This window comes from Halopseudomonas sp. L-58 (genome assembly GCF_056859475.1).
In genome coordinates, this window is sequence record NZ_JBSXON010000047.1 from 80,582 (window position 1) to 104,306 (window position 23,725).

Genomic DNA, 23,725 nt, shown 5'->3' on the forward strand with positions numbered 1-23,725 from the left:
GCTTGCGGCCGGCGCGCAGCGCCGTTATACGGGCGGAATATTCAGGTCGAAGCGCGGCAGGCGTTCTTCCTCCGGTTTGGGGCGGGGCGGGATGTGGGCTTCGGCCACGATTCGTTCTCCGTCGACGCTTTCCAGGTGAATGTCGAACCCCCACAGGCGATGCAGGTGGCGGAGCATTTCGTCGGTGGATTCGCCGAGCGGTTTGCCCTGATGGCGCTGGTGGCGCAGGGTCAGGGAGCGGTCGCCGCGGCGGTCCACCGACCAGATCTGGATGTTCGGTTCGCGGTTGCCAAGGTTGTACTGCGCTGCCAGCAGTTCGCGTACCGCGCGGTAGCCGCTGTCGTCGTGAATGGCGGCGACTTCCAGGTGGTCGTCGGCTTCGTCGTCGACGATGGCAAACAGCTTGAAGTCGCGGATCACCTTGGGTGACAGGTACTGCAGGATAAAACTTTCGTCCTTGAAGGTGCGCATGGCGAACTTGAGGGTTTCCAGCCAGTCACTGCCGGCAATGTCGGGGAACCAGCGGCGATCTTCGTCGGTCGGGTGTTCGCAGATGCGGCGAATGTCCTGCATCATCGCAAAGCCCAGCGCGTAGGGGTTGATGCCGCTGTACCAGTTGCTGTCGAACGGTGGCTGGTAGACCACGCTGGTGTGGGACTGCAGAAACTCCATCATGAAGCCGTCGGTGACCTTGCCCTCGTCATACAGGTGGTTGAGCAGGGTGTAGTGCCAGAAGGTGGCCCAGCCCTCGTTCATCACCTGGGTCTGGCGCTGGGGGTAGAAGTACTGCGCGACCTTGCGCACGATGCGGACGACTTCGCGCTGCCATGGCTCCAGTAGCGGTGCGTTCTTCTCGATGAAATACAGCAGGTTTTCCTGGGGTTCGCTCGGGTAGCGGGGGTGTACCTGCTCATCCTGCGCGTGGTGCGGGTTGACCGGGATGGTGCGCCACAGCTCGTTGACCTGGCGCTGCAGGTGCTCCTCGCGCTCCTGCTGGCGTTGCCGTTCTTCCGCGGCAGAGATCGGGTAGGGCCGCTTGTAGCGGTCGACGCCATAGTTCATCAGGGCGTGACAGGAGTCGAGCAGGTCCTCGACGGCGTCAATCCCGTAGCGGTCTTCGCATTCGCTGATGTACTGCTTGGCGAACACCAGGTAGTCAATGATCGCGCTGGCGTCGGTCCAGCTGCGGAACAGGTAGTTGCCCTTGAAGAACGAGTTGTGGCCGTAGCAGGCGTGGGCAATCACCAGTGCCTGCATGCACATGGTGTTCTCTTCCATCAGGTAGGCAATGCAGGGGTCGGAGTTGATGACGATCTCGTAGGCCAGCCCCATGTGACCACGGCGGTAGCCTTTTTCGGTGGCGAGAAAATGCTTGCCGTAGGACCAGTGGTGATAGCCCAGCGGCATGCCTACCGAGGCGTAGGCGTCCATCATCTGCTCTGCAGTGATGACCTCGATCTGGTTGGGATAGGTATCCAGTCCGTAGACCTCGTGGGCGATACGGCCGATCTCCTGGTCGTACTCGCGGATCAGCTCGAAGGTCCACTCCGAGCCGGTGGATATGGGGTTCCGGCTCATGTCGCCATCCTCTTCTGGAACAGCTTGCGAAACACCGGGTAGATGTCCCCGGCATCGACAATCTGCTGCTGGGCGAAACTGTCGGCAAAGTGCTCGGCGACCGCTTCATACTCGTGCCACAGGGTCTGATGCTCGCGTGGGGTGATTTCCACGTAGCAGTAGTACTGCATCGCCGGCATGATCTGGCGCACCAGCAGGTCGCGGCAGATCGGCGAGTCGTCGTTCCAGTTGTCGCCGTCGGATGCCTGGGCGCAGTACAGATTCCACTCGCCGGGCGGGTAGCGCTGTTCAATGATCTGCTGCATCAGCCGCAGGGCGCTGGACACGATGGTGCCGCCGGTTTCGCGCGAGTAGAAGAATTCTTCCTCGTCGACTTCCTTGGCGCTGGTGTGGTGACGGATGAACACCACTTCGATGCGCTCGTAGTTACGGCGCAGGAACAGGTAGAGCAGAATGTAGAAGCGCTTGGCCAGATCCTTGGTGGCCTGGGTCATGGAGCCGGAGACATCCATCAGGCAGAACATCACTGCCTTGGACGACGGCGTTGGCTGCTTGACGATCAGGTTGTAGCGCAGGTCGAAGGTATCGAGAAAGGGAACGCGTTCGATGCGTGCCTCGAGGCTGGCAATTTCCTCCTGCAGCTGCGCAATACCGGTAATGTCATCCGGATGCTCACGCTTGAGTTGCTCCAGCTCGGCGCGTGCCTCGCGCAGCCGCTTGCGGCTGCCGCCCGAGAGTGCGATGCGCCGTGCCTGCGCCGCGCGCATGGACCTTACGATATTGATCCGCGAGGGGTTGCCCTGCTGGCTGATGCCGGCGCGGACCGGCTTGAAGGTGTCTGTGCCGGTCAACTGGCGCTTGACCAGGTTGGGCAGGGCGAGATCCTCGAACATGAAGTCGAGGAATTCGTCCTGGGTTATCTGAAATACGAACTCATCCATGCCCTCGCCGCTGTCGCCCGCCTGACTGCCGCCCTGGCCCCCACCGCCACCCTGCGGGCGGGCGATGCGGTCGCCGGTGGCGAACTCGCGGTTACCGGGGTGCACCTGGGTCTGGCGACCGCCCTTGCCATGGTGAAAAATCGGCTCGTCGATGTCGCGGTTGGGGATGCTGATGCTTTCGCCGTGCTCTAAATCGGTGATCGAACGACGCCCGACGGCCTCTTCAACCGCCTTCTTGATGTGTGATTTGTAGCGCCGCAGGAACCGCTGGCGGTTCACGGTGCTCTTGTTCTTGCCGTTCAGACGGCGGTCAATCACGTAGCTCATTCAGGGCCCTCCGGGCCAGCCGCAAGCTATAAGCTGCAAGCTTGAAGCTGGCCGTGCTGCTATCGGGCGCCGCGCAGAGTCTCAGGCGGCGCCGCGCTGCTTGCCGCTTGTCGCTTGCGGCTTGAAGCTGCCCAGCGACGGCGCAGCCGTCACTGCGCCTTACGCACCCGCAGGTACCATTCCGACAGCAGCCGCACCTGCTTTTCGGTGTAGCCGCGTTCGACCATCCGATGCACGAAGTCGTTGTGCTTCTTCTGGTCTTCGGTCGAGGCCTTGGCGTTGAAGCTGATGACCGGCAGCAGGTCCTCGGTGTTGGAGAACATTTTTTTCTCGATCACCACGCGCAGCTTCTCGTAGGACAGCCAGCTCGGATTCTTGCCGTTGTTCTGCGCGCGGGCACGCAGCACGAAGTTGACGATTTCGTTGCGGAAGTCCTTCGGGTTGCTGATGCCGGCCGGCTTCTCGATCTTCTCCAGCTCCTCGTTGAGCGAGGCGCGGTTGAGGATCTCGCCGGTTTCCGGGTCGCGGTACTCCTGATCCTGAATCCAGAAATCGGCGTACAGCACGTAGCGATCAAAGATGTTCTGGCCGTACTCGCTGTAGGATTCCAGATAGGCGGTCTGGATTTCCTTGCCGATGAATTCGACGTAGCGCGGTGCCAGGTACTCCTTGAGGAAACGCAGGTAGCGCTCGCTCACGTCATTGGGAAACTGCTCCTGCTCAATCTGCTGTTCCAGGACGTAGAGCAGGTGTACCGGGTTGGCGGCCACTTCGGTGGTATCGAAGTTGAACACCTTGGAGAGGATCTTGAAGGCAAAGCGGGTCGACAGGCCGTTCATGCCCTCGTCGACGCCCGCCGAGTCGCGGTATTCCTGAATCGACTTGGCCTTGGGGTCGGTGTCCTTCAGGTTCTCGCCGTCGTAGATGCGCATCTTCGAGTAGACATTGGAGTTCTCCGGTTCTTTCAGGCGCGAAAGCACGGTGAACTGGGCGAGCATCTTCAGGGTGTCAGGTGCGCAGTGGGCATTGGCCAGCGAGCTGTTGGTCAGCAGTTTTTCGTAGATCTGAATCTCGTCGCTGACGCGCAGGCAGTAAGGCACCTTTACGATGTAGATGCGGTCGATGAACGCTTCGTTGTTCTTGTTGTTGCGGAAGCTGTGCCACTCGGACTCGTTGGAGTGGGCCAGAATTACGCCATTGAACGGAATCGCGCCCATGCCTTCAGTGCTGTTGTAGTTGCCTTCCTGGGTGGCGGTCAGCAGTGGGTGCAGTACCTTGATCGGTGCCTTGAACATCTCGACGAATTCGAGCAGGCCCTGGTTGGCACGGCACAAGCCACCGGAGTAGCTGTAGGCGTCCGGGTCGTTCTGCGGAAACTCTTCCAGCTTGCGGATATCAACCTTGCCGACCAGTGAAGATATGTCCTGGTTGTTCTCGTCACCGGGCTCGGTCTTGGCGACAGCAATCTGCTGCAGCACCGAGGGGTAGAGCTTGACCACGCGGAATTGGGAAATATCGCCGTTGTATTCGTGCAGGCGTTTCACCGCCCAGGGCGAGATGATGCTGTTGAGGTAGCGCCGCGGGATGCCGAAGTCCTCTTCGAGGATGGCCCCATCCTCGGTGGCATTGAACAGGCCGAGTGGCGACTCGAACACCGGCGAGCCCTTGATCGCATAGAACGGTACCTGCTGCATCAGCTCCTTGAGCTTCTCCGCCAGCGAGGACTTGCCGCCGCCAACCGGGCCGAGCAGGTAGAGAATCTGCTTGCGTTCTTCGAGCCCCTGGGCGGCGTGCTTGAAAAAGGACACGATGTGCTCGATGGCGTCTTCCATGCCGTGGAAGTCGGCGAACGCCGGATAACGCTTGATGACCTTGTTGGAAAAGATGCGTGACAGGCGTGGGTCGAGGGAGGTGTCGACCAGTTCAGGCTTGCCGATGGCCATCAGCAGGCGCTCGGCGGCGGTCGCGTAGGCGGTAGGGTCAGTCTTGCAGAGTTCCAGGTATTCCTGAAGGCTGTACTCCTCTTGCCGGGTGGCTTCAAAGCGGTTCTGGAAATGGCTGAATATGCTCATGACACGACCTCGCTGTTACCAGATAAGAGGTCTGGCGCTTCCGGGCAGCAGCCCGCATGACGCGCTTTACCGGGCGACGGCATTTCCTGATGCGTGAATCCCCCAAGGCGCAACTGCGAGCACGGTCAGGAGTCTGTCGGAGGCGCCGGGCGGCCAATCGATGACTGGTCGTACGGTGGATCCGGCAGGCTCCCGTGTTTATCGGAAGCCGGCAGACCGACGTTCTCTTTCTTGATTCGCCTGACCTCAGGATAGTTGCAAATACGCAGTGCAACAGAAGATTTCTCAGGAAATTTTGTTGCAGGAGTGTGACGGCACGGCTGGCGTGGCTTGCGGGCTATTCGTTTAGTGTGGGTCGGGTGAGGGGCGCGGGGCTGTAGGGTGGAGAAAGCGCAGCGTCTCCACCGGATAGGCGTGGGATCGGCGCTGCGTTTGAGCAAGGGCTCGTGTGGCAGCGCTGGCGCTGGCGGACACGTTGCGCTTGGTCCGCCCTACTGGGCGGGCAATAGGTTGGCGTCTCAGTCGGCGCTGACGCGCTCCGGATAAGTCTGGCGCCATAGGTCAAAGCCGCCGTCCAGGCTGTAGGTGTCGGCAAAACCGATGCTGGCCAGATAGGCCGCTGCGCCCTGGCTGGAGTTGCCGTGGTAGCAGCAAACGATCAGGGGCGCCTGCTGGTCGGCGTTGGCGACGAAGTCGGCAAGGTTGTCGTTGTCCAGGCGGATGGCGCCGGGGATGTGGCCAAAGTCGAAACTCTGCGGGTCGCGGATGTCGACCAGTTGGGCGTTGCTGGCGATCAACTGGCTGGCGGTTTGCGGGTCGATGCGTTTGAAATCGCTCATGCTGGTTCCTCTCAGGTCGCGCAGTCGCAGTGATGCAGTTCGTGGGTATCCAGGTTCATCAGGGTCATGCGGCCACCCCATACGCAGCCGGTGTCCAGCGCATGTACGCCCTGCACGCCGGTGCGGCCTTCGATCGCTGCCCAGTGGCCGAAGATGACCTGAATGTCAGGGTCGCGGCGCGGGTAACGAAACCACGGCGCAAAGCCCTTGGGCGTGGTATCCAGCCCTTCCTTGGATTTGAACTCCAGCGTCCCGTCCGGCTTGCAGAAGCGCATGCGGGTCAGGTAGTTGGTAATCGCACGCAGCCGGTCGATGCCCTTGAGGCCGGGCTTCCAGCGCGCCGGTTCGTTACCGTACATCTCGTCCAGATAGTCTGGCAGACGCTTGTCGCAGCGCAGGATGGTTTCTACCTCGGCGGCCAGCTCCATGGTCTGCTGTACGCTCCAGATTGGCGGGATGCCGGCGTGGGTCATCACATAGCCCAGCTCGGCGTCGAGGTGGGCAAGCGGCCGCTCGCGCAGCCAGTCGAGCAGGGCGACACGGTCGTCGGCCTTGAGCAGGGGTTTGAGGGTGTCTGACTTGCGCAAGCGACTGCCAGCTCGGCTGGCGGCCAGCAGGTGCAGGTCGTGATTGCCCAGAACCGCAACGCAGGCGTTGTCGAGCTGCTTGAGAAAGCGCAGGGTGCCAAGCGAGTCGGGACCGCGGTTGACCATGTCACCAACGGACCAGAGCACGTCCCTGGACGGGTTGAAGCCTACCTCGCTGAGCAGGCATTGGAGCGGCTTGAGGCAGCCCTGGATGTCGCCAACGGCGTAGATGGTCATGGGCGTACGAGTCGATCAGTTCAGTGCGTTGGGTTGGGCCAGACGAAAGCGCGGAATGCTGGCGCTGAACGTGTGGCCATCGCTGGCGCGCATGTCGTAGCTGCCTTCCATGGTGCCAACCGGGGTCTCAAGCATGCAGCCGCTGGTATAGGTGTGCTCGTTACCGGGCTCGATCAGCGGTTGCTCGCCGACCACGCCGGGGCCATCAACACGCTGCTGCTTGTTGTTGCCGTCGGTGATCAGCCAGTGACGATGCAACAGCTGCGCGGCCACCGAGCCCTGATTGCGGATGCTGATGGTATAGGCAAAGGCAAAGCGCTTCTTCTGCGGATCGGACTGCTCCGGCAGGTAGCGGGTCTGCACCGTCACCTCGACGGCATATTGCGGCTCGCCGCTCATGCGTCGCCTGCCCGCTTGCGAGTCAGGCGGTTGGCCAGACGGACGAAGCCGGCCAGGTCGACCTGTTCCGGGCGGGTGCCGGGGTCGATGCCTTCGGCTTCGATCTCTTCTGCGCTGAGCAGCGCCTTGAGTGTGTTGCGCAGGGTCTTGCGGCGCTGGTTGAAGGCGTCACGCACCAGGATTTCGAGCACTTCCACGTCGTCGGCCGGATGCGGCAGGGTGGCGTGCGGAATCAGCCGGACGATCGCTGAATCGACCTTGGGCGCCGGGTTGAAGGCGCCGGGGCCGACGTCAAACAGGTGCTCCACCCGGCAGTGGTACTGCACCATGATGCCGAGGCGGCCGTAGTGGTTCATGCCGGCGGTCGCAGCCAGCCGTTGCACCACTTCCTTCTGCAGCATGAAGTGCATGTCTTCGACGCAGTCCGACTGCTCCAGCAGGTGGAACATCAGCGGCGTGGAAATGTTGTATGGCAGATTACCGACTACCCGCAGCTTTTCGCCGTCGGCGGCCAGTTCGCGGAAGTTGAACTTGAGGGCATCGCCCTTGTGCAGGCGGAAGCGATCGAGAAAACCGAACTGGCCCATCAGGATCGGGTGCAGATCCTTGTCCAGCTCGACCACGTCAAGGCGCGCGCCGCTGGCCAGCAGGCCCGAGGTGATGGCGCCCTGACCGGGACCGATCTCGACCAGATGATCGGTTTCACGCGGACGGATCGAGCGAATGATGCGGTCGATCACGCCGGCGTCGTGCAGGAAGTTCTGACCAAAGCGCTTGCGCGCCTTGTGTTGGGGAAATTGACTCATACAGCCCTCCGGGCGTTGATCATCTGGATGGCGGTATCGATGGCAACCTGCAGGCTGCCCGGGTTGGCCTGACCGGTCCCGGCCAGATCCAGAGCGGTGCCGTGATCAACCGAGGTGCGGATGATCGGCATGCCGAGGGTAATGTTGACGGCGTTGCCGAAGCCCTTGTGCTTGAGTACCGGGAGGCCCTGATCGTGATACATCGCGAGCACCGCATCTGCGTGATCAAGATGCTTGGGGGTGAACAGGGTGTCGGCCGGTAATGGTCCGATCAACTGGATGCCCTCGCTGCGCAGGCGCTCAAGTGCTGGAATGATGATATCCAGCTCCTCACGACCGAGGTGGCCATCTTCACCCGCGTGCGGATTGAGGCCGCAGACCAGAATACGCGGGTCGCTCAGACCAAACTTGTTGACCAGGTCGCTGTGCAGAATGCGCACCACGCGCTCGATCAACGGCCCGGTAATGGCATCAGCAACCTGCCGCAGTGGCAGGTGCGTGGTGGCCAGGGCGACGCGCAGGCCGGGGCAGGCGAGCATCATCACCACCTGGTCGGTGGCGGTCTGCTCGGCGAAGAACTCGGTGTGGCCCGAAAACGGCACGCCAGCCTCATTGATGATGCCCTTGTGTACCGGTGCGGTCACGATGGCGTCAAACAGACCGCTCAGGGCGCCTTCGCCAGCGAGGCGCAGGGTTTCCAGCACGTAGGCCGAGTTGCCTGCGTCGAGCTGGCCCGGGGTGCAGGCTGTGCCGAGGGTGACCGGTAAAACGTGAAGCTGGCCTGCGGCCTGGGCAACGGGCAGCGCGTCGGGGTCAAACGGCAACAGCTCGACCGGGAGGCCGAGCTGTTGGGCGCGATCACGCAGCAGTTGCGGGTCGGCGATGATGACCCGTTCGCAGGGCGATGGGTGCTGCGCCAGCATCAGGCATAGATCGGGGCCAATACCCGCCGGCTCGCCGGCGGTTATGGCAAGGCGCGCTGTGCTCACCCGTTCTTGATCTCGACGTAGGCCTCGTCGCGAATCTGCAGCAACCAGGTCTGCAGTTCTTCCTCGTACTTGCGACTGCGGATCAGGTTGATCGCCTGCTGCTCGCGCATGTCGTCGGTCATGTCGACGCTGCGGGTGCCAAGCACTTCCAGAATGTGCCAGCCGTATTGGGTCTGGAACGGACGGGACAGGGTGTTTTCCGGGGTGGTGGTCATGACTTCGCCGAACTCGGGGGTCATGGCATCCGGGGTAACCCAGTCGAGGTCGCCGCCATTGAGCGCGGTGCCCGGATCTTCCGAGTAGGCCTTGGCCAGCGCGGCAAAGGACTCGCCAGCCCTGATGCGATCATAGAGGCGCTGGGTCAACTGCGCGGCCTCGCCTTCGCTGCGGATTTCGCTCGGCTTGATCAGGATATGACGGACGTGGAATTCCTCGACCATCTGACCTTCGCCACCACGGCGGTCCAGCAGCTTGAGGATGTGGATGCCGGCCGGAGAACGCATCGGCTGGGTCACACCACCAACCTCCAGCGCATCGACTGCACGGGCGAATGCGGGCGGCAGCTGCGCTGCCTTGCGCCATCCCAGTTCGCCGCCTTCCAGTGCGGTGTCTCCGGCGGAGCGGCTGGCAGCCAGGGTGTTGAAGTCGGTACCGCTCTGCAGTTGGCGGTAGATATCGTTGGCCGCGCGACCAACCTTTTCCACTTCGCCCGGGCTGGCGCTTTCGGCCAGCGGCAGAACGATCATCGCCAGGCGGTAATCCGCCGAGGTCTGGTACTTGCCGACTTCGGAATTGAGGAAGTTTCGCACTTCCTGATCGGTCACCTGGATGTTGTCCCGTACCCGACGCTGGCGAACCCGGTTGATGATCATCTCGCGGCGGATCTGCTCGCGGACCTGATTGAAGTTGATGCCGTCACGGGTCAGGGCTTCACGGAACTGCTCCAGTGTCACGCCGTTGCGGGCGGCAATCTGCTGCACCGCCTGGTCGAGCGAGGCATCATCGATGGAAATGCCGGCACGTTCGCCCATCTGCAGCTGGATGCTCTCCAGAATCAGGCGGTCAATCACCTGCGAGCGCAGCTCGCTCTCGGTTGGTGCCGGGGTATTGTTCTGGGCGAACTGCTGGCGCACGGTGGCCATGCGTTCTTCAACCTGGCTGGCCATGACCACGTCGTTATCGACGATCGCGGCAACGCGATCCAGCGGTTCTACGGCGGCCTGGGCTGTGCTGCTGAGGAAAATGCCCGCGCACAGGCTAAGGGCCGTCATCAACTTAAAATGCATTATCTTCACGCTCTCTGTAACCGGGGATACCATCGTCAAGGAGGCTGTCCACCTCATTGCCGCTCACACTGCCAAGCCCCTTGAGGACGAGCTGCAGGAAGATGCCGCGGTTGGCATCGTCAGTGGCGACGGATTCAAACTCGTTGTAATCAACCCAGTAGCGGTTGATGACACGCAGCTTCCAGCAGCAGCTGTCGTACTCCAGACCGCCAAACGCTTCGAGGGTTCGATCCTGGTCGAAGTCATGCTGCCAGCGACCGATCAGACTCCACTGCGGGTTCAGCGGCCACATGAACGACAGATCGGACTGATCGATACGGCTGTCCGGATCGCGCTGGAAGGCGCCGGTCAGTGCGTTGTAGGTGTTGATGTTGTTGCGGTAGCGATAGCCCATGTTCAGCACCTTGCGGGGCTCTGGCTGATAGTGGGCAAATACGCTTCCCGCATCGCTGGTGCTGTCGTCCGGATCCCAGATGACGTCGGCGTTCACGCGCCAGGCGTCACTGACCTGGTACATGGCTTCAGCCGCGTAGGCTGAGGACGAGGATTTGTCTGCGTCACGCGCTACGCCGTCGGTATCAAGCAGCTGCACGTTGCGGTCGCGGAAATAGAACACCTGACCGAAACTGGCTCGGGCGCGCTCGGTGCCGTTGGCCTCCAGGGCGCGGCTGGTCAGGCCCAGAGACAGCTGATTGGCGTCGGCGACCCGGTCGTTGCCGCTGAAGCGGTTGTCGCGGAACAGCGAGCTGTAACTGAAGGTGTTCTGGTTGGTGTCGAACAGCGGCTGGTCGTCCTGATCCTCGTCTGCTGCGTACAGGTAGAAAGCGCGCGGTTCCAGCGTCTGGCGCAGGTTGCGGCCGAACCAGCTGGTGGCGCGATCAAAGTACAGCCCGGTATCCAGGCTGGCGACAGGGATGGTGCTGGACGGGGTGTTATTGGCACCGTCGTAGTCGAAGCCGTCGGCCCGCGAGTCGAAGTTCAGATCGTAATAGGTGCTCTGGGTGCGCAGCTTCGGTGTGATGAAGGCCCAGCTGTTGCGCCAGGGGTAGCTGATGCTGGGGCTGACTACCACACGGTGGCCGGTCGCTCGCTGCAGACCGACCAGGTTCTCGTCCGGAGTCAGGATCGGCTGGCCGGCGCTGTCGAGCTGGATGCCATCCTTGCCGGTCAGCAGGCCGCTGCCGAGATTGCGATCAAAGTAGGCGTATTCGGCGTTATAGCCAAAGCGCAGGCCGGTATCACCCAGCCAGTTGGCACCGTCGAGGCGCAGTTGCGGCAGGCGCTCGTACGGGGTAACCGAGGTAATGGTGGCCAGCTCGTAGCCGTGAACGGCAGCCTGGAAGCGCCAGCCGTCACCGCGATAGATCAGGCCTGCCCGCTGATTGACGTAGGTGCCGGAGCGGGCGTCCAGCGCGGTGTTCAGGTCCTGGAAGTAGAACGGGTCGCTGATGTCGGTGTAATCGACTTCGGTGCTCCAGCGGCTCTGCAGTCCGCCTTCGTGCTGCCAGCCGTACAGCCAGCGATTCTCGCCATAGTCACTGTCGTTGAGGAAGGCGGCTGTCAGGGTGCCTTCGTTGTCGTCGTGCAGATAGCGGAAGTCGCCTTCCATCTGCAAGCCGCGCTCGGACAGATAGCGCGGATACAGGGTGGCGTCGTAGTTGGGTGCGATGTTGATGTAGTACGGCGTCTCGATCTCGGTGCCGTTGTCGGACGAGTAGCTGAACGAGGGCACCAGCAGACCGGTCTGACGGCGGTCGTCGATCGGGAAGTACATGTACGGGGTATAGAACACCGGTACGTCCTTGACCCGCAGGGTAACGTGCTTGGCTTCACCCCAGCCGGTTTCACGGTCCAGCTCGATATCCTTGCCATGCAGGGACCAGGTGTTCTGTCCCGGCTCGCAGGTGGTATAGCTGCCGTCGCTGATGACGATGACGGCATCATCGCGGCGACGCAGGGTGTCGGCGGTGCCGCGGGCGCGGGCGTCGTGAACCACGTATTCGACGCCGTCAATGCGGGTTTCGCCATTGTCGATGCGCATCGATGCGCTGTCGCCGAGAACCAGTACGCCCTGGTCACGCAGGCGGACGTTGCCCTCGAGCACGGCCTGGGCATTGGCCTGGTCAAAGCTGGCCTGATCTGCGCGGGCCTGCAGGCGGCCCTGGCGCAGCAGCACATCGCCCTGCAGTACGCCGGTCTGATTACCCTGTTCAAAGCGGCTGGAATCGGCGGAGGCGTAGACCGGAAGCTGGTCGAACGGCGTAGAGTCGTCCCGGCCGCTGCGTTCCGGCTCCACATAGGTGCCGCCACAGTAGGGGGCGATGGCGGCCAGCTGCTCGCTGCTCAACTGCTCACGGGGTACCCAGTCAAGGCGACTGAAGTCCGTACTCGGGGTGGCCGGGCCGCCACTCAGCGTCGCTGCCGGTTCAGCTGCCTTGACCACGCTGTCGGTGACCGGGGCCGGCGCAGGTGCCGGTCTGGGCGGCCTTGGGGGCAGGTTGCCCGGTGCCTGCAGCGGCTCGCAGGCCCAGCTGTTGCCGGCTGGCCGGCATTGAACCTGGTTGGCTGCTACAGAGCTCAGCGGCTGCAACAGCAGCAACGAGCTGGCCAGCAACATCGGAAAGGAGGAGCGAAAGGGAGGAGTACGGTAGGCCATTATGTAATTGTCCGGGCTTCCAGTCGGTGCGTGCTCGCGACGCCTTGTGCGAGGAGAATGCAATCTGCATGCTGTGTCAGTCGAGCAAGATAACGGATAATAAAGCATCAAGCGATGCCTGATCTAGGAATGGACTGAATTAATGATGCTGCTTTCCGGCTTCGCCGGCGGTGGCGAAGACGCAGAAGTGGGAGAGCGATGGATTCACGACAGCAACAGATGCAACTTTGGCTGGATCAGGTATTGCCGCAGGCTGCCGCTGCACTTGGATGGACAGACCTGCCCGCCGGCGTGCTGTCTGCGGCCAGTGCCGATGCCAGTTTTCGCCGCTACTTTCGCTGGCAGGCCGGTGAGCGCAGCCTGATTGTCATGGATGCGCCGCCCGAGCACGAGAATACCGAGCCCTTTGTGCGCATTACCCGGCTGTTGCAGGACGCGGGCGTGCGGGTGCCGCGGTTGTTCGCCGAGGACCTGCCGCAGGGCTTTCTGCTGTTGGAGGACATGGGCGCCAAAACCTACCTGCAGACCATCGAGCAGGGCGTTGCGCCGGCAGAGCTTGAGCGGATGTTTGCCGCAGCGATCACCAGCCTGATTCGCTGGCAGCTCGCCAGCCGCCCCGGTGTGTTGCCCGACTACGACGAAGCGGTGCTGCGCCGTGAGCTGGCCCTGTTTCCGGACTGGTACGTCGGGCGCGAACGGGGGCGAAGTCTGTCTGCCGAAGAGCAATCGTTGTGGGATCAGGTACAGGCGCTGCTGCTCGACAGCAATCTTGGCGAGTCCAGGGTCTACGTTCACCGCGACTATATGCCGCGCAACCTGATGACCGCCGAGGGTGAGCCGGGTGTGCTCGACTTTCAGGACGCGCTTTACGGCCCGGTCAGTTACGACGCTACCTCGCTGTTTGCCGATGCCTTTTTCAGTTGGCCCGCGGCGGAGCGCAGCCAATGGCTATCGCGCTACTGGCAGCAGGCGCGGGCCGCCGGGGTGCCGGTGCCGGATGAGCTGGATACGTTCCTGGCCCAGGCGCGCCTGATGGGCGTGCAGCGTCACCTGAAGGTATTGGGTATCTTTGCCCGGATCTGCCACCGCGACGGCAAGCCGCATTACCTGCAGGATGCACCGCGCTTTGTCCGTTACCTGCGTGATGCCTGTGCCGCCGACACTCGGCTGGCCCCGCTGGCTGCGCTGCTCGACAGTCTTGGGCTGGAGCCATGATGAGAGCCATGGTGCTGGCGGCCGGCAAGGGCGAACGGATGCGGCCGCTGACCTTGCATACGCCCAAGCCGCTGCTGCCGGTAGCCGGTAAGCCGCTGTTGCAGTGGCACCTTGAGGCCTTGCGCGCGGCCGGGGTGAGTGAGCTGGTGATCAATCACGCCTGGCTGGGCGAGCAGATCGAGCGTTATTTCGAGGATGGCAAGCGCCTTGGCGTGAATATTCGCTGGTCTGCCGAGGGTGAGCCGCTGGAGACCGGAGGGGGGATTCGCAAGGCGCTCCCGCTGCTGGGTGATGCACCCTTTATTCTGGTCAATGGCGATGTCTGGACCCGCTATGACTTTGCGCAGCTGGCGCTGCCCGAAGGCATGCTGGCGCATCTGGTGCTGATCGATAATCCCGTGCATAACCCGAGTGGCGACTTTTTGCTTACCGATGGCATGGTCGGCAACCCGGCTGCCGGGCAGGCGGGCCTGACCTACAGCGGCATTGCGGTATTGCACCCCGAGTTGCTGGCGGGGCATCCAGAAGGGGCCTTTGCGCTGGCGCCACTGCTGCGTGCGGCAGCGGCGCAGGGGCGGGTCAGTGGCGAGCATTTTCGTGGTGCCTGGATTGATGTCGGCACGCCGGAGCGGCTGGCCGATGCTGAGCGTGTGGCGAGGGGCTGAGCGATGCTGTGGCCGGTAACCGTATTGGGTGCGCTGGTGGGCGGTCTCGGCGGCGCTGTGCCCGGCGCTGTCCTTGGCGCGGTAGTCGGGCACGCGCTGGATCGTCATTGGCAGCTGCGTCACTGGCGCGATCTGCCGGAGCGTCTGGCTCAGGTACGTGGCGCCGGTAACAGTTTCGAGCGTGTGCTGTTTCTGTGCGTGGGGCGGCTGGCCAAGGCCAGTGGCCGTGTGACCCAGGCCCATCTGCAGCTGGCGCGGGATCTGATGCAGCAGTATCGGCTGGACGGTGACGCCAGGCTGCGAGCCATGCACGACTTCAACGAAGGCAAGCGTAGTGATGATCTGGTCAAACTGGTACGCGCCCTGTGTCGCCGTGAGCCGGGGCGCGCGGCGGAACTGATGGATTGTTGCTGGCGGATGGCGGTGCTGCCTGGTCGCCTGAACGACGAGGTTCAGGGGCTGCTGGCAGGGTGGTCAAAGGTTGCCGGGCTGGGGCAGGCCGAGCAGCAGCGCATGCATCAGCGTCATCAATACAGCCGCCAGACTCAGGGCGGTCGTGCAGCGGTTGCGCAGGAGGACCGCATTCAGCAGGCGGCCAGCATACTCAAGGTCAGCCCCGATGACTCACCGGAGGCGATCAAGCGCGCCTATCGTCGTCAGCTCAGCTTGCACCATCCGGACAAGCTGGCCGCCCGTGGGGGCAGCGCCGCCCAGCAGCGCGGGGCGGGTGAAAAAATACGACAGATTCAGCAGGCCTACGAGACATTGCGTCGTCATCGCGGCTTTCGCTGAGCGCTCAGGGAGCGGCCACTGGCGGTGGCGGCGGTTGATAGTGGCTGGTGAGCCAGGTGCGCAGGTGCTTGTCCAGCATGTCGGCGGCAAAGGCGGATCGCTCCAGTGGCGCGAGATCCAATTGCTGGTAGGTCTGCTGCCCCTTGCGGCGGGCGATACGCAGGTGCTCACCTGCCATCAGCCGGTCGGGGGTGACTTCCAGATTCAGCATGTCCAATAGTGGACGCGTATTCGTTTCCAGCAAGCTGTCGAGGGTCGGCTCCGGGGCTGATGCCGGCTGCCGGGTCTGATACAGCATCAGGGTCGCTGGTGGCTGATCGGCAGCGCCGGTGCTGGCGGTCAGCAGCGCCCAGTAGGCTGATTCGTTGCGGGCAATGAGGTGTACCTGATGGGCGCCTTCACCCTCCAACACTTGCAGGCCGGCGCGGATGAGCGCCGTGACCCGTTCGCTGTAACGCGCCTCGGGCGGCGGCTCAGGCGCAGCATCGACCTGATCGCTGGCGGCCAGCATGGCATCGGCCGGCACGATCTCCGGCGTCGCCTCCTCGCTCGGTGCGGCCGACTCGACCGGTTCCGGCGGGACGTCAACAACGGGCTCGCGCGGCGCTTCGGGCAGGCTGATGGCCAGTGTGTGCCAGCCGGCGTCGCTGAGACTGATGCGGGCGGGGCCGATCAGCTCGGGCCAGTCGGCGTGCTCTCCAGCCCCGGCAATCAGCAAAATGCCGCCGAGTGGCTCGGGGCGTGCGGCAGGCAGAAACAGTCCCAGCCGTGACTCGCCGGCGAACTCGAGCTGCCGTTGTTCGCTGATTGGCGTTTCGCGCTTGAGTGTCTGCTGGTACTGAAGGTCGCGGGACAACGCGTGCGATCGCTCGGGGGCAGTTGCCTCCGGTGGCGGCGTTGCTGGCTCCTGGGCCTGGGCGATACCGGCAAGGCAGAGCAGGGCAATGAGGATTGGCGCGCGCATGGGGTCCGTCTCGGTCCGAAGTCCTGATGAGTATAACCACGACGGATAGGGTAAACTGGCCGGTATTTCCGTGTCTGCCCCTGCCGAGGTTCTCCCATGCTCGATTACGCCATTGCGCCGTCTATTCTGTCCGCCGACTTTGCCCGTCTGGGTGAGGATGTTGATCGGGTGCTGGCCGCCGGTGCCGACATCGTCCATTTCGATGTCATGGACAACCACTACGTGCCGAACCTGACAATCGGGCCGATGGTCTGCTCGGCGCTGCGTAAGTATGGCGTCACCGCACCTATCGATGTGCACCTGATGGTCAAGCCGGTCGATCGCATCATTGGTGATTTCCTCGAGGCGGGTGCCAGCTACATCACGTTCCACCCGGAAGCCTCCGAACACATCGACCGCTCCCTGCAACTGATCAAGGACGGCGGCGCCAAGGCCGGTCTGGTATTCAATCCTGCGACCTCGCTGGATGCGCTCAAGTACGTGATGGACAAGGTCGACATGGTGCTGCTGATGAGCGTCAACCCGGGCTTTGGTGGCCAGAAGTTCATCCCGGGCACGCTGGACAAGCTGCGTGAGGCGCGTGCGCTGATCGATGCCAGTGGTCGCGAAATTCGTCTGGAGATCGACGGTGGCGTCAACGAGCAGAACATCCGCGCCATCGCCGAAGCCGGTGCCGACACCTTTGTCGCCGGTTCGGCGATCTTCAACAAGCCGGATTACAAGGCGGTGATCGACAGCATGCGTGCGGAGCTGGCACAGGCCAAGCGCTGAGATGTCGTTGCTGCGCGAGCTGTTCGGTGGCGAGCTGCCGAACCTGGTGATGTTTGATCTGGACGGTACTCTGATTGACTCGGTGCCGGATCTGGCGGCGGCGGTGGATGTGATGCTGGGTCAGCTTGGTCGTGACGCCGCGGGCGTCGAGCAGGTCCGTCACTGGGTCGGCAACGGTGCGCGGGTATTGGTGCGTCGGGCGCTGGCCGGCGATATCGAGCACGCGCACATCGGCGAGGCTGAGACCGAGCAGGCGCTGGCGCTGTTTCTCGAGGCTTACGCCGGCGATCACTCGCGCAGCACGGTTTACCCGGGAGTACGCGCGTTGCTTGACCGGCTGCAGGGTGAGCAGGTGCCACTGGCACTGATCACCAACAAGCCGAGTCGCTTCGTGCCGGAGCTGCTGGCGGACAAACAGCTCGATGGCTACTTCCGCTGGCTGGTTGGCGGCGACACCCTGCCGGTGCAGAAGCCCGACCCGGCTGCGCTCCACTGGGTCATGCAGCAGGCTGGTGTTGTGGCTGGGCAGGCGCTGTTTGTCGGCGATTCCCGCAGTGACGTGCTGGCGGCGAGGGCGGCCGGGGTGCCGGTGGTGGCGGTCAGCTACGGCTACAATCACGGCCGGCCGATTGCCTCGGAGAACCCGGATTTGCTGGTTGATTCGCTTGACGCGCTCATATAGGCTTGCTCGGGTGTCCCGACCAGTGATGGATCAGCCGTGTTTGTCAGCAATCGCAAACTGATGAGAGTTATCAAGGCGCTCGCCCGCTGGCGTTGGCGTACCTGAACTGTCCTCGTTCGCTCCCGAGTGCGAGCACCCCTGTTTGCGTATGACTTACCCTGCCTTTGAGGCTGATCATGACCCGAGACGAATTCCTTCGCCTGGCTGCCCAGGATTGCAACCGTGTACCCGTTGTACGCGAGGTGCTGGCAGATCTTGAAACCCCGCTGTCCACCTATCTGAAACTGGCCGACGGTGCCTACTCCTACCTGCTGGAGTCGGTGCAGGGCGGCGAGAAATGGGGGCGTTATTCCATTATCGGCCTGCCGGCCCGTACCGTGCTGCGCGTCGATGGCCATACCGCAACCGTGCTGGTCGACGGCGTCGAGCAGGAGCGCCACGAGTGCGCCGATCCGCTGGATTTCGTCGAGACCTTCAAGGCCCGTTACCGGGTGCCGAGCATTCCGGGTCTGCCGCGCTTCAATGGCGGGCTGGTTGGTTATTTTGGCTACGACTGTGTGCGCTATGTTGAGCCGCGTCTGGCCGCGACCGTTAACCCGGATGTGCTGGGTACCCCGGACATCCTGCTGATGGTGTCCGATGAGGTTGTCGTATTCGACAACCTGGCCGGCAAGCTGCACGCCATCGTACTGGCCGACCCAAGCGCCGATGATGCCTTCGAACAGGCCAATGCCCGGCTCGATCAACTGCTTGAGCAGCTGCGCCTGCCGACTCCGGCGCGCAAGCTGATTGATCTGGCTGCGCCGGTCGATACCGACCTGGAATACCGCGCCAGCTTCACCCGTGAGGATTACGAGCGGGCGGTTGACACCATCAAGGAATACATCCTTGCCGGTGACTGCATGCAGGTGGTGCCGTCCCAGCGCATGAGCATCGACTTCAAGGCCGAGCCGATTGATCTGTACCGGGCCCTGCGCAGCCAGAACCCGACGCCTTACATGTACTTCTTCAACTTCGGCGACTTCCACGTGGTTGGCAGCTCTCCCGAGGTGCTGGTCCGTGTCGAAGAGGGTGAAGTAACGGTACGTCCGATCGCCGGCACCCGCCCGCGCGGCGCGACCGAAGAAGCCGATCTGGCGCTGGAGCAGGACCTGCTGTCCGACGCCAAGGAAATCGCCGAGCACCTGATGCTGATCGACCTGGGCCGCAACGACGTGGGCCGTGTGGCGCAGATCGGTAAGGTCAAGGTGACCGAGAAGATGGTCATCGAACGTTATTCCAACGTCATGCACATCGTCTCCAACGTGCAGGGCCAGCTCAAGCCGGAACTGACCGCGATGGACGCGCTGCGCGCCATTCTGCCGGCGGGCACCCTGTCCGGCGCGCCGAAGATTCGCGCGATGGAAATCATCGACGAGCTGGAGCCGGTCAAGCGCGGCGTCTACGGCGGCGCGGTCGGCTACTGGGCGTGGAACGGCAATATGGACACGGCCATCGCGATTCGTACCGCGGTGATCAAGGATGGCGAACTGCACGTACAGGCTGGTGGCGGCATTGTGGCCGACTCGGTGCCCGCGCTGGAGTGGGAAGAGACCATCAACAAGCGTCGCGCCATGTTCCGTGCGATTGCCCTCGCTGAACAATCGGCCCGGTAAAGGAGAAACGCCATGCTGCTGATGATCGATAACTACGACTCCTTTACCTACAACGTGGTGCAGTACCTCGGCGAGTTGGGTGCCGACGTCAAGGTGGTGCGCAACGACGAGCTGACTGTCGCCGAGATCGAAGCCCTCAATCCCGAGCGCATCGTCGTCTCGCCCGGTCCGTGCACGCCCAACGAAGCGGGAGTCTCGGTGCCGGTGCTCAAGCGCTTTGCCGGCAAGCTGCCGATTCTCGGCATTTGCCTCGGCCACCAGAGTATCGGCCAGGCCTTTGGCGGTGATGTGGTGCGTGCCCGTCAGGTCATGCACGGCAAGACCAGTCCGGTCTACCATGAAGGCTTGGGCGTGTTTGCCGGCCTCAATAATCCGCTGACCGTGACCCGCTATCACTCGCTGGTAATCAGCCGCGACACGCTGCCCGACTGCCTGGAGCTGACGGCCTGGACCCAGCATGAAGACGGCAGCGTTGACGAAATCATGGGCGTGCGCCACCGCGAATACATGATCGAGGGCGTGCAGTTTCATCCCGAGTCGATCCTGTCCGAGCAGGGGCACGAGATGCTCGCCAACTTCCTCAAGCAGCAGGGCGGCATGCGCCGCTGACCAGCAAGGAGAGACGGTATGGATATCAAGACAGCCCTCGGCAAGGTGGTCGATCAACTGGATCTGTCCACCGAGGAAATGCAGGACGTCATGCGCCAGATCATGACCGGCCAGTGCACCGACGCACAGATCGGCGGCTTTCTGGTTGCCCTGCGCATGAAGAGCGAGACCCTCGACGAGATTACCGGCGCGGCCTTGGTCATGCGCGAGCTGGCCTCCGGGGTGAAGATCAACGCCGAGCGCCTGGTCGACACCTGCGGCACCGGCGGTGACGGCGCCAACATCTTCAACGTGTCGACCGCCGCCGCGCTGGTGGTAGCCGCTGCTGGCGGCAAGGTCGCCAAGCACGGTAACCGTGCGGTATCCGGCAAGAGCGGCAGCGCCGACCTGCTGGAGGCGGCAGGCGTGAACCTCAATCTGACGCCCGAGCAGGTCGCCCGCTGCGTGGAAAGTGTCGGCGTCGGCTTCATGTTTGCGCCAGCCCATCACGGTGCGATGAAGCATGCCATCGGCCCGCGCCGCGAGCTGGGCATGCGCACCATCTTCAACATGCTCGGCCCGATGACCAATCCTGCCGGGGTCAAGCATCAGGTCATCGGTGTATTTACCCAGGCGTTGTGCCGGCCGATTGCCGAGGTGCTCAAGCGCCTCGGCAGCGAGCACGTGCTGGTGGTGCACTCCAAGGATGGGCTGGACGAGCTGAGTCTGGCGGCGACCAGTCATATCGCCGAGCTGAAAGACGGTGAAATCCGCGAGTACGACGTCAGCCCGGAAGAACTCGGCATCAAGAGCCGCTCGCTGATCGGTCTGACGGTCGATGACGCGGCGGGCTCGCTCAAGCTGATCCGCGATGCGCTCGGCAAGCGCGAAACCGAGGCCGGTGAAAAAGCGGCCGATATCATCATTCTCAATGCCGGTGCGGCACTGTACGCGGCAGATCATGCGACCAGTCTGCTCGAAGGCGTAAAGCTCGCCTCCGATGCGCTTTATTCAGGTCTGGCGCGGGAAAAACTCAACGAACTTATCGCCTTCACCGAAGTATTCCGAGAGGAAGCAGCACAATGAGCGTGCCGACCATCTTGCAGAACATCGTCGCGCGCAAGCACGAGGAAGTGGCAGAGCGTCTTCAGCAGTGTAGCCTGGCCGAGCTGGAGCAGCTGGCTGCTGCAGCCTCGCCTGCCCGAGGCTTTGCCAAGGCCATTCAGGACGCCGCTGCGGCGCAGCGTCCGGGTGTGATTGCCGAGATCAAGAAAGCGTCACCGAGCAAGGGCGTGCTGCGCGAGGATTTCCAGCCCGCCGAGATCGCTGCCAGCTACGAAGCAGGTGGTGCGGTCTGCCTGTCGGTGCTGACCGATGTCGACTTCTTCCAGGGCCATGACGATTACCTGCAGCAGGCCCGTGCCGCCTGTTCGCTGCCGGTGATCCGCAAGGACTTTATGGTCGATCCGTATCAGATCGTCGAAGCCCGTGCGCTGGGTGCCGATTGTGTGCTGCTGATTGCTGCCTGCCTAGACGACGTGCAGATGGGCGAGCTGGCAGCGACCGCAAGGCAGCACGGTCTGGATGTGCTGGTCGAGGTGCACGATGCCGCCGAACTCGAGCGCGGCCTCAAGCTGGATACCCCGCTGATCGGCATCAACAACCGTAACCTGCATACCTTCGAGGTGACGCTCGACACCACTCTGGAGCTGATCCCGCAGATTCCACGCAACAAGACGCTGGTCACCGAAAGTGGCATCCTGCATCGCACCGATGTGGAGCTGATGCTCGCACATGAGGTCTACGGCTTTCTGGTTGGTGAGGCCTTTATGCGCGCGGCCAATCCGGGGCAGGAGCTCAAGCGACTGTTTTTCTGATCTGCGACGTCAGCATTGAAAGAACCTCCTTCGGGAGGTTTTTTGTGGTTTGGCGCTTCAGTTCGGGGAAGATAGATAGGATCTTAGACTACTGCGTTTATCCGCCTGCTCGGATGGTGGAGTGTGCACTGTGGTTCGTCCCGTTTACGCGGGCGAGTAGCGGAGGGTTGGCGGGAAAAAGAGCGGCAGCCTGTTTGAGGCTCGCAGAGCCGAGTTCTGCCGATCCCCGCCAAGCCGAGCAACGCAGCGAACCCGAAGGGCCGCGTAGCCGGGTGCCCCGGGGGATCGCCAAGGGGGGGGCTGGGCAAGCAGCCCCCCTTGGCTCGCCGTGAAGGCGAAAGGCGGATTTAGCTGCCGCGCGATGTCGAAAACGTCCAACTGATTGTGTTCTTCTTCACGTTGGCCCATCACAAAAACATCGAAAAGCGTCCTGCCTGAGTGATCCTTTCAGGGATACGTCTTTCGGTGCCCTCAACAAAGCATACTGCCAGGATGAAATATCGAGAAACCTGTTTGGTGGGAACCAATTTTTGCGCTTTTTATCTTATTCAGTCGATGGGATTATCTCGCCCATCGCAGGTGAGGTGGCTATGCAGTGGCGTAACAGCAAGGACAGATTCGGCTGGCTGGCAATGAGCCTGCACTGGGTCATGGCGGTGATGGTCCCAGGGCTTGCAGCTGTCGGTCTGTGGATGACCAGCCTCAACTATTACAGCCCCTGGTATACCAGTGCGCCGTTCTGGCACAAAAGCGTAGGGCTGGTGTTTGCGGCTCTGTTGCTGGTTCGTCTGCTTTGGCGCTGGTTGTCTCCGGCGCCGGCAGCGTTGCCCACTCACTCGCGCGTCGAGCGAATGGCAGCAGGCACTGCGCAGTGGCTGATGTACGCCGCTATGCTGATCATTGTGATCAGCGGCTATCTGATTTCGACCGCCAAGGGTAGCGGCGTTAGCCTGTTTGGCTGGTTCGACGTGCCGGCGCTGATCAGCGGCTTGCCGGAGCAGGCCGATCGGGCGGGTGCCGTGCACTACTGGCTGGCGCTCGGGTTGCTGGGGCTCGCCGGGCTGCATGCGCTGGGCGCGCTCAAGCATCACCTGATCGACAAGGATAATACTCTGCGGCGCATGCTCGGCATGCGGCTGCGCAACTCGACGGAGAATGGCAAATGAAGAAACTGATGGTTGCAGCCACCCTCGGTGGTTTGATGATGGCCGGTGGCCTGGCGCAGGCCGCGGACTACCAGATCGACAAGCAGGGGCAGCACGCCTCGGTCAACTTCAAGATCAGCCACCTGGGCTACAGCTGGATCTACGGCCGCTTCAACGACTTCGACGGCACCTTCAGCTGGGACGCTGCCAAGCCTGAGGCCAGCAGCGTCAACGTCACCCTGAACACCGCCAGCGTCGACACCAACCACGCCGAGCGTGACAAGCATATCCGCAGCGCCGACTTCCTCAATGTCGAAGAACACGGCACTGCCACCTTTGCTTCCACTGCCATCGAGATGACTGGCGAAGATACCGCCAAGGTAACCGGCGATCTGACCCTGAACGGTGTCACCAAACCGGTGGTGCTGGACGCGCGCTTCATCGGCGAAGGTGACGACCCATGGGGTGGCTACCGCGCCGGCTTTGATGCGACCACGACGCTGAAGCTGGCCGATTTCGGTATCACGTACAACCTCGGGCCGGCGTCTGAAACCGTCGACCTGATTATTACTGTCGAAGGTATTCGCCAGTAATCGCGGTAACTAGTTCATGTGTGCTTCAGGGGCCTTCGGGCCCCTTTTTTTGAGCTGCAAG

General features: G+C 62.6%; 22 protein-coding genes. 11 read left to right on the forward strand and 11 right to left on the reverse strand.

Annotated elements, in window-relative coordinates; all coding sequences use genetic code 11:
- Nucleotides 1-24 precede the first annotated feature (24 nt).
- From AC13EY_RS05630 to AC13EY_RS05675, 10 genes are all read right to left on the reverse strand, one after another.
- Nucleotides 25-1,578, reverse strand: a complete 1,554-nt coding sequence (locus AC13EY_RS05630; RefSeq protein WP_228245525.1) for a SpoVR family protein — start codon at nucleotides 1,576-1,578, stop codon at nucleotides 25-27.
- A complete protein-coding gene (locus AC13EY_RS05635) occupies nucleotides 1,575-2,846 on the reverse strand; it encodes a YeaH/YhbH family protein (RefSeq protein WP_228245524.1) in 1,272 nt (423 codons plus the stop codon). Before AC13EY_RS05635 ends, AC13EY_RS05630 begins: the two co-directional genes overlap by 4 nt.
- Nucleotides 2,847-2,995: 149 nt before the next feature.
- Entirely contained in the window at nucleotides 2,996-4,918 is a 1,923-nt protein-coding gene (locus AC13EY_RS05640) for a PrkA family serine protein kinase (RefSeq protein ID WP_088274360.1), read from the reverse strand.
- A 518-nt stretch (nucleotides 4,919-5,436) separates the two neighbouring features.
- On the reverse strand, nucleotides 5,437-5,757 hold the full coding sequence (gene glpE / locus AC13EY_RS05645) for a thiosulfate sulfurtransferase GlpE (protein WP_088274361.1): 321 nt from the start codon (nucleotides 5,755-5,757) through the stop codon (nucleotides 5,437-5,439).
- Between the two features lie 11 nt (nucleotides 5,758-5,768).
- Complete coding sequence (locus AC13EY_RS05650) at nucleotides 5,769-6,581, reverse strand: symmetrical bis(5'-nucleosyl)-tetraphosphatase (protein ID WP_228245523.1); 813 nt, start codon at nucleotides 6,579-6,581, stop codon at nucleotides 5,769-5,771.
- 15 nt (nucleotides 6,582-6,596) lie between these two features.
- A complete protein-coding gene (gene apaG, locus AC13EY_RS05655; RefSeq protein ID WP_088274363.1) occupies nucleotides 6,597-6,980 on the reverse strand; it encodes a Co2+/Mg2+ efflux protein ApaG in 384 nt (127 codons plus the stop codon).
- Nucleotides 6,977-7,786 carry a 16S rRNA (adenine(1518)-N(6)/adenine(1519)-N(6))-dimethyltransferase RsmA gene (gene rsmA, locus AC13EY_RS05660; RefSeq protein WP_228245522.1) on the reverse strand — a complete coding sequence of 270 codons (810 nt, stop codon included), beginning with the start codon at nucleotides 7,784-7,786 and terminating at the stop codon, nucleotides 6,977-6,979. The genes apaG and rsmA overlap by 4 nt, the downstream gene beginning before the upstream one ends.
- Entirely contained in the window at nucleotides 7,783-8,775 is a 993-nt protein-coding gene (gene pdxA / locus AC13EY_RS05665; RefSeq protein ID WP_228245521.1) for a 4-hydroxythreonine-4-phosphate dehydrogenase PdxA, read from the reverse strand. Before pdxA ends, rsmA begins: the two co-directional genes overlap by 4 nt.
- Entirely contained in the window at nucleotides 8,772-10,061 is a 1,290-nt protein-coding gene (locus tag AC13EY_RS05670; RefSeq protein ID WP_233048961.1) for a peptidylprolyl isomerase, read from the reverse strand. The genes pdxA and AC13EY_RS05670 overlap by 4 nt, the downstream gene beginning before the upstream one ends.
- A complete protein-coding gene (locus tag AC13EY_RS05675; RefSeq protein ID WP_228245519.1) occupies nucleotides 10,051-12,717 on the reverse strand; it encodes an LPS-assembly protein LptD in 2,667 nt (888 codons plus the stop codon). The genes AC13EY_RS05670 and AC13EY_RS05675 overlap by 11 nt, the downstream gene beginning before the upstream one ends.
- Before the next feature lie 219 nt (nucleotides 12,718-12,936).
- Between AC13EY_RS05675 and AC13EY_RS05680 the strand changes: the two genes are divergently transcribed.
- From AC13EY_RS05680 to AC13EY_RS05690, 3 genes are read left to right on the forward strand one after another with little or no spacing between them, the layout of a single operon-like run.
- Nucleotides 12,937-13,932: an aminoglycoside phosphotransferase family protein gene (locus AC13EY_RS05680; protein ID WP_228245518.1), complete on the forward strand. Its 996-nt coding sequence runs from the start codon at nucleotides 12,937-12,939 to the stop codon at nucleotides 13,930-13,932.
- A complete protein-coding gene (gene murU / locus AC13EY_RS05685) occupies nucleotides 13,932-14,597 on the forward strand; it encodes an N-acetylmuramate alpha-1-phosphate uridylyltransferase MurU (RefSeq protein ID WP_228245568.1) in 666 nt (221 codons plus the stop codon). Before AC13EY_RS05680 ends, murU begins: the two co-directional genes overlap by 1 nt.
- 3 nt (nucleotides 14,598-14,600) lie before the next feature.
- A complete protein-coding gene (locus AC13EY_RS05690) occupies nucleotides 14,601-15,389 on the forward strand; it encodes a DnaJ domain-containing protein (protein WP_228245517.1) in 789 nt (262 codons plus the stop codon).
- 4 nt (nucleotides 15,390-15,393) lie between these two features.
- Here the strand turns inward: AC13EY_RS05690 and AC13EY_RS05695 are convergent, their stop codons facing one another.
- The gene (locus AC13EY_RS05695; protein ID WP_228245516.1) at nucleotides 15,394-16,353 is read right to left on the reverse strand and encodes a DUF3530 family protein; all 960 of its coding nucleotides are present in this window, start codon (nucleotides 16,351-16,353) and stop codon (nucleotides 15,394-15,396) included.
- Between the two features lie 96 nt (nucleotides 16,354-16,449).
- Here AC13EY_RS05695 and rpe point away from each other — a divergent pair, with 96 nt between their 5' ends.
- The 8 genes from rpe to AC13EY_RS05735 all read left to right on the forward strand — a co-directional run bounded on the left by rpe (nucleotide 16,450) and on the right by AC13EY_RS05735 (nucleotide 23,664).
- Nucleotides 16,450-17,124: a ribulose-phosphate 3-epimerase gene (gene rpe, locus AC13EY_RS05700; protein ID WP_088274372.1), complete on the forward strand. Its 675-nt coding sequence runs from the start codon at nucleotides 16,450-16,452 to the stop codon at nucleotides 17,122-17,124.
- A gap of 1 nt (nucleotide 17,125) precedes the next feature.
- Nucleotides 17,126-17,806 carry a phosphoglycolate phosphatase gene (locus tag AC13EY_RS05705; protein ID WP_228245515.1) on the forward strand — a complete coding sequence of 227 codons (681 nt, stop codon included), beginning with the start codon at nucleotides 17,126-17,128 and terminating at the stop codon, nucleotides 17,804-17,806.
- 176 nt (nucleotides 17,807-17,982) lie between these two features.
- Nucleotides 17,983-19,461: an anthranilate synthase component I gene (gene trpE, locus AC13EY_RS05710; protein ID WP_088274375.1), complete on the forward strand. Its 1,479-nt coding sequence runs from the start codon at nucleotides 17,983-17,985 to the stop codon at nucleotides 19,459-19,461.
- Between the two features lie 12 nt (nucleotides 19,462-19,473).
- Nucleotides 19,474-20,070 (forward strand): aminodeoxychorismate/anthranilate synthase component II, encoded by a 597-nt coding sequence (locus tag AC13EY_RS05715; protein WP_228245514.1) that lies wholly within the window; start codon nucleotides 19,474-19,476, stop codon nucleotides 20,068-20,070.
- 18 nt (nucleotides 20,071-20,088) lie between these two features.
- Complete coding sequence (gene trpD / locus AC13EY_RS05720; RefSeq protein ID WP_088274379.1) at nucleotides 20,089-21,135, forward strand: anthranilate phosphoribosyltransferase; 1,047 nt, start codon at nucleotides 20,089-20,091, stop codon at nucleotides 21,133-21,135.
- Complete coding sequence (gene trpC, locus AC13EY_RS05725) at nucleotides 21,132-21,926, forward strand: indole-3-glycerol phosphate synthase TrpC (RefSeq protein WP_228245513.1); 795 nt, start codon at nucleotides 21,132-21,134, stop codon at nucleotides 21,924-21,926. The genes trpD and trpC overlap by 4 nt, the downstream gene beginning before the upstream one ends.
- 590 nt (nucleotides 21,927-22,516) lie before the next feature.
- Nucleotides 22,517-23,092: a cytochrome b gene (locus tag AC13EY_RS05730; protein ID WP_228245512.1), complete on the forward strand. Its 576-nt coding sequence runs from the start codon at nucleotides 22,517-22,519 to the stop codon at nucleotides 23,090-23,092.
- Nucleotides 23,089-23,664: a YceI family protein gene (locus AC13EY_RS05735; RefSeq protein WP_228245511.1), complete on the forward strand. Its 576-nt coding sequence runs from the start codon at nucleotides 23,089-23,091 to the stop codon at nucleotides 23,662-23,664. Before AC13EY_RS05730 ends, AC13EY_RS05735 begins: the two co-directional genes overlap by 4 nt.
- The last annotated feature ends 61 nt before the right edge of the window (nucleotides 23,665-23,725 follow it).